Raw genomic sequence first — 13,046 nt, forward strand, 5'->3', positions numbered from 1 at the left:
GACTATCAGATAATAATTATTACAATTAGAAAACTATTTATAACTGTAATTAGATTTTGTTTGCAATCTTTGGCGAGCAAATATTGCGCTGGGTTTAAGTTGGTTTGTGAAATAATTGTGAAGTACAAATAGATTTAATGAACATTTAACGATGAGTGGGCATAATGTCGCCTCAATACTGAAAGGTGAGAGTGATAATGAATGGTTTCATGTATTTAATGATGGCAATTGTGGCTGAAGTGGTGGCAACAACCATGCTAAAAGCCTCGGATGGCTTTACTCGTTTGGTGCCTTCAGTGGTGGTGGTTATTGGTTATGGGGTTGCCTTTTGGGGGTTATCGCAGGTAGTAAAAACCATGCCATTGGGGATTGCTTACGCCATCTGGTCAGGGTTAGGCATTGTTTTAGTCTCAGTTGCCGCCACATTTATGTATCAGCAGAAACTGGATTGGGCCGCAATCGCCGGTATGACGTTGATTATTGCTGGCGTATTGGTGATTAACTTACTGTCCAAGACACCGATGCATTAATCATCGGTAGTGGATGCGGGGAGTACGCATCCGCTTTCCGCGTTATCACCATCAAAAGATAACGCGGAAAGTTGGCACATTATTATTACCTTCAAACCAGTCTGGCTGACAGTGGCCAATCCCGCTATTTAATATCTAACTGCTGTATGCCCTCAATGGCCAATAATGTGGCATACACCTTGTCCAGGCTTTTCCTTGGTGACAATGTCACTTCCATCGTCAATTCGCAGCACGCATCACTCTGTTCGGGTTTTTGGGTCACCGACAGGTTAATCGGGCGTAGACGCAATTGCTCCAGGGCGACCAAAAGGCGGGGTACGCTCTGCGGTAACAGTTTGATATAGACATAATGATGCTGACCCAGCAGGCGATTGCTTAATTGACGGAAGATCTCCAGCACCACCAGTGTCATCAGGGTGCCATAAATACCAATCTGGTATAAGCCACTACCAATCACCAGACCAATGGCTGCTGTCACCCACATCCCAGCGGCGGTTGTCAGCCCTTTAACCATCTGTTTTTGAATCATAATGGTCCCGGCACCAAGGAACCCCATACCGCTGACGACCTGTGCCGCGACACGGCTTGGGTCAAAACTGACGTGATCTAATGTCAGTAAATCCTCAAAGCCATATTTCGACACAATCATAAACATGGCACTGCCGATCCCCACTAAAATATGGGTGCGCAATCCCGCTTCTTTGGAACGTAATTGACGCTCAATACCAATTAGCCCGCCTAATGCACCTGCCAAGGCAATTCGTAGCAGTAAATCAGTGATCATAATTATTCCCATTGTATTTCGTTCAGACTGTAGGTGTTTGATTTACACTCTGATTAATATTGCTTTGATTATTTTTATTTAACTCGAGCACTAAAGTAACGTGATAATTCGGCGGCTGACGGTGATCTGCGCTAAATTAAATTAGTGCATTTTTGCTTATTTATGTTGTGTTTTAATTATAACAGATATTATATAAACCAAATATAACGCTATATACTTCTCATGCCGGAGCAAAAGAATGAAAGTATTATCTTGGTTAGTGGGTGGCGCTGTGCTTTTTTTAGCCGCTTGCAGCAGCAATGACCCCACGGATACCGCCATAAATAATAATGATGCCTATGAACCGGTACAACAAGCCACCAGTGCCAATGTTCACCATAATCTTAATATGTCGAATCCAGCGGCAGTGAATTGTGCCAATGCCGGGGGCGTCTTGACGGTTGCTAAACAACTTAATGGTGGCAGTGTGGGGATGTGCCAGTTACCTGACGGCAAACGTTGCGAAGAGTGGGCATTAATGCGCGGTGCGTGTCCGGCACGTTAATCGCTTTCGGCCTTGAAGTTGCAGGCGGCTGATTCACTTGCTGCCCACCTGCAACTCCAGATTATTAGGTATTACCGTGCTGCTCTTTTAATCTCAGGCCGAAATGATATTCGGGCAATGTTCACCCTTTACCAATTGAGCAATATTCTGCATGGTTGTTGCAGAAATACTGGTCAGCGCTTCTTCGGTCAGGAACGCCTGATGCCCGGTAAATAATACGTTGTGGCAAGAAGACAGACGGCGGAAAACGTCATCCTGAATGACATCGTTGGATTTGTCTTCAAAGAACAAGTCACGTTCGTTTTCATAGACATCCATGCCGAGGGAGCCAATTTTTTGCTGTTTCAGCGCTTCAATCGCCGCCGTCGAATCAATCAAACCGCCACGGCTGGTATTGATGATCATCACGCCATTCTTCATTTGATCAAACGCTTGTTTATTGAGCAAATGATGATTTTCCGGTGTCATCGGGCAATGCAGCGAGATAACATCAGATTCAGCATATAAGGTTTTAAGATCAACATATTCAGCACCCAGCTCCAGTGCTTGCTCACTTGGATACGGGTCAAAGGCCAGCAGACGCATACCGAAACCTTTCAAGATTCGCATGGTTGCCACACCAATTTTACCGGTACCGATAATCCCCGCCGTGCGGTTATGCATGTTGAAGCCAATCAAACCTTCAAGCGAGAAGTTGGCATCACGGGTACGTTGATAGGCACGGTGAATGCGACGGTTAAGGCTCATCATCATACCGACAGTATGTTCCGCCACCGCTTCTGGAGAATAGGCCGGAACGCGAACCACTTGAATACCTAGCTCTTTCGCTGCATCCAAATCCACGTTATTGAAGCCAGCACAGCGCAATGCCAAAATTTTAACACCGGCATCTTTCAGCTCTTCTAATGTCGCGCGGCAGCCATCATCATTGACGAAAATGCAGACAGCATCACAACCCACAGCCATTTTTGCTGTTTTTGGGCTTAACAGAAAATCGAAAAACTCTAATTCAAAGCCAAAATCTTTGTTGACCAATTCGAGGTATTTGCGGTCATACTGTTTAGTACTGTAAACGGCTAATTTCATCATGATTACTCCGCTAAAATATTGTGATCAATCTAACAGATTTGAATAAATCATACAATTTGCCACAATAATAAGTGAATGGGGCGCTTGTAACATTCCTATGCCAATGAGGTAAGGTTTTTATTCCGCTTTTCAATGGCAGCAGTTCTATGCATATCACAAGGGCAGAGTTATTGATTATGGTATCTTGCAGTACTTTAAGCTGCACAGATTAAAGCACACTGGACGACGTGTAGGGTATAAAACAAGGCAAGTCATGGCTAAATGCGCAAAAATAGTGGGTTGGTTGTTATTAATCAGCGCAGTTTCTCTGATGATATTATGGAAAACCCTGCCGCAGTGGTTACCCAAAATTGCACAGTATTGGCTGCCCGCGGGGAGCCAGCTTATTTTATCCAGCTCGCCGGTTTGGCGTGATGGCGCATTGCGCGTCTCCCAATTGCGCTATCAGGTGCAAGATTGCACGCTCGCTAATATTGAGCAATTGAGTGTAGGTTATCATCAGGGCCGCTGGCTATTAGGCGCTAATCAGGTTGCCTTGGATACCGCTTGCCTCAGCCAATTACCGGCTAGTGGCGAGAGCGCCACGCAAGATTTGGCAAATTGGCAACAGCAGTTATCCGTATTGGATTTGGACATCGCCAATCTGCAAATTACGCCGTGGCAGCAATATGCCGGCAAACTGACGCTGACCTCGCCCGACCCGAAAAAATTGTTGCAAGAGTTACATTATCAAGGGCCGCAATTGAGTTTTGCTGCCACTTTGGATGAACAGCAGCAGCTGAGTCTGCACCAATTCTCTATTGCAGTACCCGGCACTCCGCAGCCATTTGAACTGAGTGGCAAAATCAAAATTCCCCTGTCACTGGATGAATGGCCAGAGCAGGGGGCGCTCGACGGTGTCTTGACAACCGGTTATCTGTCTAAGCCGCTATTATTAAATTTGAGCTGGGCGCAGCAGCAGGGCGTTCTGACACTCACTGAGCGCGGCGATGACACTCCGCTGGCGCGGCTGCCCTGGCACATCACTCCCAATCAAATTCAGATTACTGCTGGGCAATGGCAGTGGCCATATGCTCAGCAGCCTTTAAGTGGTGGCATTAATCTCACTTTGCATGATTGGGATCAGGGGCTGGATCAGACCTCGATTGATGCCCGAATCAACGTGATAACCTCGGGAAAAAGTGGCAAAGGTAATGCTGTGCTGACACTCGGGCCGGGTAATCTGAGCATGATCAACAGCAATTTAAAGTTTCAGCTCAGTGGGCAAGCTAATCTGGAGCATATGATACTCAATGCCACTATTCCCGGGCTACTGAGTGGTTCAGTATTGAACCCGACATGGGTTCTCCATCCGGGGGCACTGTTGCGTGCGCATGGTAATGTGACACCGGAATTGCGCATCAGAGATGCCCGCTGGCCGTTAGCGGGTGTCAAGGTCACCGCCGCCGGTGTGACTGGCCGGTTACAAGCTATTGTGGATGCACAGGACAGCTATTGGGGTGATTTCAATCTCCATCTTGATGGCCAGGCGCAAGAGTTTTGGCCTGATAAAGGTCTCTGGCAATGGCGCTATTGGGGCAATGGCCGTCTACCTCCACTGGCTGCGCGTTGGGATATGGGCGGCACCGGTAATTGGCGGGGGACGCTTATCACGCTCGAGAAGTTATCGACCGGTTTTGACCATCTGCAATATGGGCTAGTCAAGGTTGAAGCGCCACGGCTGACCTTGGTGAAACCCTTGACCTGGCAGCGAGATAACCATCATCCGGCCTTTATTGCCGGATTGGAACTGGGCGCTAAAAAAGTGGCGTTCAGTGATGGTGGCGGGTATCTGCCTCCTGCTTTATTGTCACTGCAACTCAATGGACAGAGCCCAGACAGTTTCTTGTGGCAGGGGAAATTACAGGCCAAGAACATTGGGCCCATTCCACTGCGCGGGCGTTGGGATGGTGAGCGTCTACGTGGTGAGGGCTGGTGGCCGAAACAGTCACTAACGGTTTTCCAGCCGCTGATTGCGCCGGAGTTAGGAATTAAGCTGCGTGATGGGGAGCTTTATGCTCAAGCTGCCTTCTCTGCGGCCCGTGAACAAGGATTCACGGCGGGAGGGCATTGGGTGGTGAAGAATGGCGGGATGTGGCTGAAAGAGGGCGAGTTGAGTGGGCTGGATTTCGTCATGTCGTATCGCTTGCAAAATCACCGTTGGCAGTTAGGGGCCAAAGAGCCGGTTATGCTGCGCATTGCCTCGGTGACTAACTTGTTTACAATGCAGAATATTACCGCCGACCTTCAAGGGACTTATCCTTATTCAGAGGATGCCCCATTGACCTTAAGTAATGTTGGCATGGATATTCTGCAAGGCCATTTGAGTTTATCTGCTTTGCGTTTGCCGCAACATGATGCGGCGGTGCTGAAATTAACCGCCATCGACTTAAGTGAGCTATTTACCGTGCTGCAACCTAAGCAGTTTGCCATGTCGGGCAAAGTGAACGGCGAATTGCCCCTGTATCTTAATAACCCGCAGTGGCTGGTGCGTAATGGCTGGTTTGCCAATCAGGGTATGGTGACACTGCGTTTGGATCAGGATCTGGCCAATTCAATCAGTGACAGTAATTTTGTCGCCGGTGCGGCGATTGACTGGTTACGCTATATGGAAATTTATCAATCTTATGCCACGGTGGATCTGGATAATTTGGGCCAATTGACGTTACGCTCGAAGATCCATGGGGTAAATACGCAGAAAAACTCAAAACGAGAGATAGTATTGAATTATCGACACGAGGAAAATGTGTTCCAACTCTGGCGTAGCCTGCGTTTTGGTGACAATTTACAAGAGTGGTTACAGCAAAATATTTCGCTAAAACCCACTATCTCGTTACAACCAACAGCAATACCGGCGAGGGCGAAGGAATGAAGATCTTAACATGGGAACGTGTGGCAATAGTGTTGGGCATTTTCCTGCTCAGTGGTTGTTTACGCCTTGAGGTAGCAACGCCAGAAAAACCTATCACTATCAATATGAACGTCAAAATCGAGCATGAAATCCAGATCCGAGTGGATAAAGACGTAGAAAATTTACTTAAAAATCAATCCAATCTATTCTAAGGAGCCACGATGAAAAAGCAAACTTTAGGCTGGGTTGGTGGCAAGCAACGGTTGATTAACGCGATTCTGGCCTTTGTGGTACTGAGTGGCAGTTTGTTGTTTAGCTCGGGGGTGTTGGCGCTGACCTTAGAACAGGCCAAGCAGCAAGGCCGGGTAGGAGAAACACTGAGCGGCTATTTGGCTCCGGTGAAAAAAGACGCTGAAACGTTGGCGCTGGTGGAGCAAATCAATATCGCCAGAGCAGAGAAATACCAAGAAGTGGCGCAGAAAAATCATATCTCAACCGAGGATGTTGCCAAACTGGCGGGGCAAAAGCTGGTTAACCGTGCGGCAGCGGGTGAATATGTGCGCGGAATTAATGGTCAATGGATGCAGCGCTGATCATTACTGTACCGACCTCATCCAATTGATAAAAAGCGCCCGCATGAAACGGGCGTTTTTTATGGCGGAGATGGTTACAAAAAATAGTGCTGTTAGCGCTCAACTTGTAGGCTGACAGCCGCAGGATGACCATTAATGCTATTGAGTGACTCTGGGCGATAATAAGTATCGACGTGGCCCGGTTGCTCCACTTTGACAATCAGGGTCAGCACTGCGGCAATCAGATAGAGGGCGGTATAAACCCACACCACGCCCACGATATCGAAGAATGGCAACACCAGAGAGGCTATCGCCGGAGCGGCAAAGTTACTCAGGCCGGCAGACAGGTTATAAATCGAAATAGCAGCCCCTTTGTGCTCCGGTTCCAACACTGGGAACACGGCGGTCATTGGAACAAAGGCGGCGACGGTTATCCCTAGCATCACCGCCGGGATCAGTGCCGCCCAGAAATTATGGCCGAAGTGCATCGGAATATAGTAAAACGCCAGGCTGGAAAGGGCGCAACCAATGCAACCGAACCAGCGCACTTGCCGCATCCAGCCAATCTTTTCGCCCAAAATCCCCCACATAATATTGGTGAAAATAGTCACGAAGAAGAATACAGCCCAGATTTGTAGCCATTCGGACATAGTAAAACCGAGTCGGCCAACAAACAGGATCGGCATAATCACGGCAAAGCCAAACAGCGATAACGTGTTGATGATGCGGATTAGGCAGGATAAGAAAATATTCTTATTGGTAAATAAAATCGTCACTGCGCGCGACAGCTCTTTTACTTTCTCTTTGTTAGAGAGCGAGGCCTTGGGGCTGGCGGTGCCGACATTGCGCAGCAGTATCAGCGCCATCATACCGCCAACCGTAACCCACACAATGGCAAACCATAAAGTACCGGTTTCGCCAATCATTGGGATGGTAAAGCTTGGCAAATAACTGCCTATCACCCCAATCCCGATGGAATACATCGCCCAAAACCAGCCCATGGCCGAAGAGAGCTGTTGCTTAGGTACGTTTTGCACGATAAGCATAACAAACGAATAGATAAATAATGGATATGCCAAACCACGGATACCGTAGAACAACAGCATTAGCGGATAACTTTTGATCCCTAAACCAAACACCATAAACAGGCAGTGCATGACGACCCAAAGGATAAAACCAATCCGCATGGCGCGTTGTGGTGTAATGATTTCAGCAACAACACCCGAACTCCAGGCGGCTATCGCGGCGGCCAGTCCATAGAGCGTAAATACGAAGGCTGACTGTGCTGGGGAGAAGCCCATATCCGTGATGTGTTTGGATAAAAAGGCCATTTCAAAGCCATCACCGCTCATAAAAATGGCAATGGCAACGTAACCCCAGAACAAATTCATCGGCAAACCAAACCAGTGGGTAGGTTTTTTTTGCATGGCAAGTTCCTTTGGCGCATCAGCGCTAGCTTATTGTTGATAGAAACAGGTTTGTAGGGACAGCTAATGGGTTTTTATTGTGGTAATGATTGGCGTAGCTGTTTTTGCTGTTGATACAGCAACCGGTAGCGCTCCAGGCGGGAAAATAAGGCATCCTGCCGGTTAATATCAGGAATAAACCGCTGATCGATTGGCGGCTTAGTGCAAACTCGCAACTCATCGCCACCTGCCGCCAACCACCCTAAGCGCGCCGCGCCTAAAGCCCCGCCCGCTTCTCCGCCACTGTGGGTGACGATAGGCAAATTAAGGGTGTCAGCCATCAGTTGCCCCCACCACAGACTGCGAGCACCGCCACCAATCAGCGAGGCTTGAGTGAGTTGGGTTCCGGCTGCTTGCAAGACTCTTAAGCCATCCGTAATACCGAAAGTGACACCTTCCAGCACCGCATAGCCTAATGCTGCCCGGTCGGTCGCATGGGTCATGCCATGGAATGCACCCGTAGCTAATGGGTCATTATGCGGCGTTCTTTCCCCGGAGAGATAAGGCAGGAAAATGGGGGCCAACCGCTGCTCTGACCGGCTAAGTTGGGCCACTTCTGACAGCAAGGTGGTTTCATTGGTACCCAGCAGTTGGCATAACCAGCGCAGGGCACTGGCGGCGGTTAGCATCACACTCATTTGATGCCAGCGGTGTGGCAGAGCATGACAAAAGGCGTGAACGGCTGATTGGGGATTCGGGCGGTAACAATCATTGACGGCGAACAATACGCCGGATGTCCCCAACGAGATAAAACCATCACCAGGATTGATAGCGCCAATCCCGACGGCACTGGCGGCATTATCGCCACCACCACCCGCAATCACGACTCTATCGGATAAACCCCATTCGCGAGCAATATCAGCTTTCAGATAACCACTGGGTTCATTACCTTCAATCAACCTTGGCATCATATCGCGTGATAACCCGCAGGCTGCTAGCAGGGAGTCGGACCAATCGCGCTTTGCTACATCCAGCCACAATGTGCCGGCGGAGTCAGACATGTCGCTGACCTTATCGCCACTCATCATCCAGCGAAGATAGTCTTTGGGTAGCAATACAGTTGCCAATTGCGAGAAAATCTCTGGCTCATGGCGAGCCACCCACAGCAGCTTAGGCGCGGTAAAACCGGGCATCGCCAGATTTCCGGCAATTTGATGTAGCTGTGGCGCATTGCGTGTCAGTTCCTCACACTCCTCGGCGCAGCGGGCATCATTCCATAAAATGGCCGGGCGTAAGATGCGGTCTTCTCGGTTGAGCAAGACTGCGCCGTGCATTTGGCCAGATAGACCAATGGCGAGAATTTCCCCCCAGCGTTGCGGAATTTTATGGCGCAGACGAGCCATTACGCGCTGTGTGGCTTGCCACCAGTCAGTTGGATTTTGCTCTGACCACAGTGGATGTGGGCGTTGAACCGTGAGCGGCTCGCCCTCACTGGCCAGAATTTGCCCCCGATCATCAATTACCACGGCCTTAATTTCTGATGTGCCTAAGTCAAGTCCAAGATACATAGCCATTCCTCATCGATAATTAACGGTTCGCTACCAGCCAGGCATTTACCCGGTCAATGGATTGGCGTAATAACTGCTCAAACTGACGATCACTGGCGAGAGGGCCAAACAGTTTGCTGTCGCGGGCAAACAGGCCGACCGGGTCGGTTGACTGGAACATAGCGTGAACGGCAGAAGCATCCAGCATTCCGTCCTGGTATTCATATGGCAGGGTGCCTTGATGCCAGCTCTCCATAAAGACAAAGAACAGGGCGGGCAGCATGGCAGTGGCGGCTGGCGTATCGCCTCGTTGGTAGCACTCCATTAAAGTCGGGGTGATAAATCCGGGAATTTTGGAGAAACCATCAGCGGCGACGCGTTGGTTAGTGTCACGGATATACGGGTTACTGAAGCGGTCCAACACCACATCACGATAATTGGCTAAATCTAATGGGCTGGGTGACAGCGATGGAATGACGTCCTGAGTGACATAGTCATAAGCCATCTGGCGAATGGCCTCGGTTTGCGTACTTTCATGAATATAGCTTTGCCCCATCAAGGTGCCGGCCCAGGCAATACAGCTGTGACTGGCATTGAGAATGCGGATCTTGGCCTCTTCATATGGCAATACGGACGCCACCATCTCTACGCCAACCTGCTCCAGCGCCGGGCGGCCAGCAATAAAATCATCTTCAATCACCCACTGGATAAATGATTCCCCCATCACGGGCACCTGGTCGGCAAAACCGGTTTGCGCCAATACGCGTGGGGCGATGTCATCAGAGGGGCGTGGGGTAATGCGATCGACCATGGTATTGGGACTGCGAGTCTGGCTGGTTGCCCAACTCAGCAGGCTTTGCTGGTCGCGCAAGGCAAGAAATTCCAGCAGGCAATGGCGGAAACGCTCGCCATTGTGGCGCAGGTTATCGCAATTCAGCAGTGTCACCGGGCCGCTCTGCATTTGTTGTCGTTGCAATAAAATGCGGCTGACAGCGCCGTAAATTGTCCGGCAATCACCATTAAGATCGGCCTGAATATCAGCGTTATCTTGTTGCAGATTAAATTGGTTATCTAGGTAGTAGCCGCCTTCGGTGACGGTAAAGGAGATCACGCGGGTTTCTGGTCGGCTACCTTGTTCCACGAGATGACTCAGTTCTTTATCCCACGGGATGATGTTACGCAGCGAGGTGATTTTCTCGTACTGGCGCTCACCGGCGGGGGTGACCGTTTCCAGCGTGTATTCGCCATCTTGTGCGGCGAGTGCTGCTAACAAAGGGGCGGCATCGTCACGAATATTAGCCAGCGCAATTGACCAGCGGTTATCTCCCATGGCCCGCAAACGGTGTAAATACCAGGCCTGATGGGCACGATGGAAGGAGCCAGCGCCAATATGTAGCCATACAGCAGGGGTTGAGTTCAGCTCAGTATTCATTATGTTCTCCGCAATCACAGTAGGCGTTAAGATAAATCTTGGGCATAAGCCCTTTAGTGGGGCATTTGCTCTAATTGCGATAGATTAGTGTAACTTTTGCCCTTTAGTTGGGCTTTAGCTCACATAAATGACAGCAGAGATAAAAATCTGCCAAAGAGCGGCGTAAAATGATTAACATGGTGACTTCACACGCAGATATCCACGTAGATAATCCCATGCATAAGAGTGATAAAAAATTGGATCAGGCGGCCAGAGCGGCCTGGATGTATTACGTTGCCGGGCAGACTCAGCATGAAATTGCTGATGCGTTGGGTGTGTCGCGTCAGGTTGCACAGCGGCTGGTGGCTTGTGCGATTGATAACGGGCTAATCAGCGTCAACATTGCTCATCCGGTTGGCCGCTGTATGGCGTTAGCGGATCAACTGCAAAAGCAGTATGGTTTGCATCAATGTCAGGTGGTGCCCAGTTTGGGAATGGACAGCGCCGGTATTCTGCGGGCTGTCGCCGTGGCGGGCGCCGAGGTTATGGCGCAATTTTTACGCCAAGAGCAGCCACTGGTTATTGGTGTCGGTTCAGGGCGTAGCTTGAAAGCGGCTATCGACGAGTTACCTGATTTTGAGCGCCCGCAGCACAGCTGCGTTTCACTTATCGGGGCGATTGCTGCTGATGGTTCTTGTACCCGCTATGACGTTCCGCTGTGGATGGCGGAGAAAACCCAAGGGCGCTATTTTATTTTGCCCGCGCCACTGTTTGCCGACAGTGCCGCAGATCGTGACCTGTGGTGCAATCACCGTATTTATCGCACGGTGACAGAGAAAGCCGCGCAAGCGGATGTCACGTTTATCGGTATCGGCTCCATGGGGTATCACTGTCCACTGCATAAAGATGGTTTTATCTCCGAGCTTGATGTTGATGCGTTGCTGGGATCGAATGTGGTGGCAGAAATGTTGGGTAACTTTATCGATATTAATGGTCAACGTGTGAGCTACGAATTAGATAAGCGTTTGACCAGCGCCAGTCTGCGTATTCAGCCAGAGAAGCCGGTTATTGCCATTGCGGGGGGTAAGGAGAAACATAAGGCTATTAAAGCGGTGCTCAGCGGCCATTGGGTGAATGGATTAGTGACTGATGAAGAGAGTGCCATGGCGTTGTTAGCGCAGGAGCCCGCTGCCAGAACATAAAAAAAGCGCACCCTAAGGTGCGCTGAATACAAACACTATCTTGAATAAATGAACGAGTGGGTAAAACGAGGGTAATACAAGGTCATTTCAGTCGCGCATTAGCGGAGACACCCGCCAGTACGCGAAAGTTAAGTGTTTATTTACATTGGCTAATTAAGCGCTAACCACCTGAGCCAATAACTCTTTGGCATCTGCCTGTGCTTTGGTTGCCATTTCAGGACCATAAGCAATACCTTCTGCGAACACAAACTCAACATCGGTAATCCCGATAAAGCCCAGGAACAGACGCAGGTAAGGCACCACTAGATCAGTTGGGGTATCTTTATGGATGCCGCCACGGCTGGTCAGAATAATGGCGCGTTTGCCAGTAACCAGACCTTCCGGGCCTTTCTCGGTGTAACGGAAAGTCACGCCAGCACGGGCAATCAGGTCAAAATAGTTCTTCAACTGCGTCGGGATGTTGAAGTTGTACATGGGCGCCGCCATGACAATTACGTCATTGGCCTGCAATTCAGCAATCAGCTCATCAGAGAGTGCCAGAGCTTCTTGTTGACGCGGCGTCAGGGCTGCATCTGAAGGGCGCAAAGCACCAACCAGTTCGCCATCTAATACCGGAATAGGTTGAGCGGCTAAGTCACGAACCGTGATTTCATCATCAGCGTGGGCGGCTTGCCATTGTTCAACAAAAAAATCAGCCAGTTGGTTAGACTGTGAATAAGTTGCCAAGATGCTTGATTTCAGGACCAGAACTTTGCTCATCGTAATTCCTTAAAAGGTAACAGAGACTTAGGCGATACGCCCTTTCAATGGAATACACTTTATTCATATTTTTCTATCAGTGATAGCGCAATATTTTGCGTTCTTTGTTCGATTTTATTGAATGAGGATAATCAGCGAGCCAATATCGGTTGGGTTACGGGGCAAACTCTGTCTGTGTTACCATATCCGGTAAGGTTTATATCATTAAAAGCTATGGATTTCTTACAGAGCGTTAGCAGGTCAAAATTACCGTCTATTAATAAAAAACACCAGCTAATCAAATCCATAGCATCAAATCATTGGGCTGATACC

Annotated in this window: 12 protein-coding genes; 6 read left to right on the plus strand and 6 right to left on the minus strand. The window is 49.3% G+C overall.

Going from position 1 to position 13,046, the window contains the following annotated elements; genetic code table 11:
* Positions 1–197 precede the first annotated feature (197 nt).
* Positions 198–530 carry a DMT family transporter gene (locus FTA96_RS10310; protein WP_050107107.1) on the plus strand — a complete coding sequence of 111 codons (333 nt, stop codon included), beginning with the start codon at positions 198–200 and terminating at the stop codon, positions 528–530.
* A gap of 124 nt (positions 531–654) precedes the next feature.
* On the opposite strand, the gene FTA96_RS10315 is transcribed toward FTA96_RS10310, so the two are convergent.
* Positions 655–1,314, minus strand: a complete 660-nt coding sequence (locus FTA96_RS10315; protein ID WP_050107106.1) for an MgtC/SapB family protein — start codon at positions 1,312–1,314, stop codon at positions 655–657.
* A gap of 238 nt (positions 1,315–1,552) precedes the next feature.
* Here FTA96_RS10315 and FTA96_RS10320 point away from each other — a divergent pair, with 238 nt between their 5' ends.
* Positions 1,553–1,858 (plus strand): putative hemolysin, encoded by a 306-nt coding sequence (locus FTA96_RS10320; protein WP_050121302.1) that lies wholly within the window; start codon positions 1,553–1,555, stop codon positions 1,856–1,858.
* A gap of 93 nt (positions 1,859–1,951) precedes the next feature.
* On the opposite strand, the gene FTA96_RS10325 is transcribed toward FTA96_RS10320, so the two are convergent.
* A complete protein-coding gene (locus tag FTA96_RS10325) occupies positions 1,952–2,944 on the minus strand; it encodes a 2-hydroxyacid dehydrogenase (RefSeq protein ID WP_050107196.1) in 993 nt (330 codons plus the stop codon).
* Positions 2,945–3,200: 256 nt separating this feature from the next.
* On the opposite strand from FTA96_RS10325, the gene FTA96_RS10330 reads away from it, so the two are divergent.
* The 3 genes from FTA96_RS10330 to FTA96_RS10340 are packed head-to-tail and all read left to right on the plus strand — an operon-like array spanning position 3,201 to position 6,430.
* Complete coding sequence (locus FTA96_RS10330) at positions 3,201–5,858, plus strand: YdbH family protein (protein ID WP_145573746.1); 2,658 nt, start codon at positions 3,201–3,203, stop codon at positions 5,856–5,858.
* Positions 5,855–6,049, plus strand: a complete 195-nt coding sequence (locus tag FTA96_RS10335) for a YnbE family lipoprotein (protein WP_032910206.1) — start codon at positions 5,855–5,857, stop codon at positions 6,047–6,049. Before FTA96_RS10330 ends, FTA96_RS10335 begins: the two co-directional genes overlap by 4 nt.
* 9 nt (positions 6,050–6,058) lie before the next feature.
* On the plus strand, positions 6,059–6,430 hold the full coding sequence (locus tag FTA96_RS10340) for a YdbL family protein (RefSeq protein WP_145534320.1): 372 nt from the start codon (positions 6,059–6,061) through the stop codon (positions 6,428–6,430).
* 92 nt (positions 6,431–6,522) lie between these two features.
* Here FTA96_RS10340 and FTA96_RS10345 read toward each other — a convergent pair whose 3' ends face one another.
* From FTA96_RS10345 to dalD, 3 genes are all read right to left on the minus strand, one after another.
* Entirely contained in the window at positions 6,523–7,836 is a 1,314-nt protein-coding gene (locus tag FTA96_RS10345; protein ID WP_050107102.1) for an MFS transporter, read from the minus strand.
* A gap of 74 nt (positions 7,837–7,910) precedes the next feature.
* The gene (xylB, locus tag FTA96_RS10350) at positions 7,911–9,383 is read right to left on the minus strand and encodes a xylulokinase (RefSeq protein WP_145541885.1); all 1,473 of its coding nucleotides are present in this window, start codon (positions 9,381–9,383) and stop codon (positions 7,911–7,913) included.
* A 19-nt stretch (positions 9,384–9,402) separates the two neighbouring features.
* Positions 9,403–10,794 (minus strand): D-arabinitol 4-dehydrogenase, encoded by a 1,392-nt coding sequence (gene dalD / locus FTA96_RS10355; protein ID WP_050134498.1) that lies wholly within the window; start codon positions 10,792–10,794, stop codon positions 9,403–9,405.
* A 215-nt stretch (positions 10,795–11,009) separates the two neighbouring features.
* On the opposite strand from dalD, the gene FTA96_RS10360 reads away from it, so the two are divergent.
* Positions 11,010–11,975 (plus strand): sugar-binding transcriptional regulator, encoded by a 966-nt coding sequence (locus FTA96_RS10360; protein ID WP_050121419.1) that lies wholly within the window; start codon positions 11,010–11,012, stop codon positions 11,973–11,975.
* A 153-nt stretch (positions 11,976–12,128) separates the two neighbouring features.
* On the opposite strand, the gene azoR is transcribed toward FTA96_RS10360, so the two are convergent.
* Positions 12,129–12,734 carry an FMN-dependent NADH-azoreductase gene (gene azoR, locus FTA96_RS10365; protein WP_050134497.1) on the minus strand — a complete coding sequence of 202 codons (606 nt, stop codon included), beginning with the start codon at positions 12,732–12,734 and terminating at the stop codon, positions 12,129–12,131.
* Positions 12,735–13,046: the final 312 nt, after the last annotated feature.

Source organism: Yersinia alsatica, from assembly GCF_902170305.1.
Taxonomy (GTDB): domain Bacteria; phylum Pseudomonadota; class Gammaproteobacteria; order Enterobacterales; family Enterobacteriaceae; genus Yersinia; species Yersinia alsatica.

Bases quoted from the DNA above. Each gene is read 5' to 3' on its own strand.
- dalD (WP_050134498.1), bottom strand. From the start codon at position 10,794: ATGAATACTGAGCTGAACTCAACCCCTGCTGTATGGCTACATATTGGC.
- FTA96_RS10310 (WP_050107107.1), top strand. From the start codon at position 198: ATGAATGGTTTCATGTATTTAATGATGGCAATTGTGGCTGAAGTGGTG.
- azoR (WP_050134497.1), bottom strand. From the start codon at position 12,734: ATGAGCAAAGTTCTGGTCCTGAAATCAAGCATCTTGGCAACTTATTCA.
- FTA96_RS10340 (WP_145534320.1), top strand. From the start codon at position 6,059: ATGAAAAAGCAAACTTTAGGCTGGGTTGGTGGCAAGCAACGGTTGATT.
- FTA96_RS10335 (WP_032910206.1), top strand. From the start codon at position 5,855: ATGAAGATCTTAACATGGGAACGTGTGGCAATAGTGTTGGGCATTTTC.
- FTA96_RS10325 (WP_050107196.1), bottom strand. From the start codon at position 2,944: ATGAAATTAGCCGTTTACAGTACTAAACAGTATGACCGCAAATACCTC.
- FTA96_RS10360 (WP_050121419.1), top strand. From the start codon at position 11,010: ATGCATAAGAGTGATAAAAAATTGGATCAGGCGGCCAGAGCGGCCTGG.
- FTA96_RS10320 (WP_050121302.1), top strand. From the start codon at position 1,553: ATGAAAGTATTATCTTGGTTAGTGGGTGGCGCTGTGCTTTTTTTAGCC.
- FTA96_RS10315 (WP_050107106.1), bottom strand. From the start codon at position 1,314: ATGATCACTGATTTACTGCTACGAATTGCCTTGGCAGGTGCATTAGGC.
- xylB (WP_145541885.1), bottom strand. From the start codon at position 9,383: ATGTATCTTGGACTTGACTTAGGCACATCAGAAATTAAGGCCGTGGTA.
- FTA96_RS10330 (WP_145573746.1), top strand. From the start codon at position 3,201: ATGGCTAAATGCGCAAAAATAGTGGGTTGGTTGTTATTAATCAGCGCA.
- FTA96_RS10345 (WP_050107102.1), bottom strand. From the start codon at position 7,836: ATGCAAAAAAAACCTACCCACTGGTTTGGTTTGCCGATGAATTTGTTC.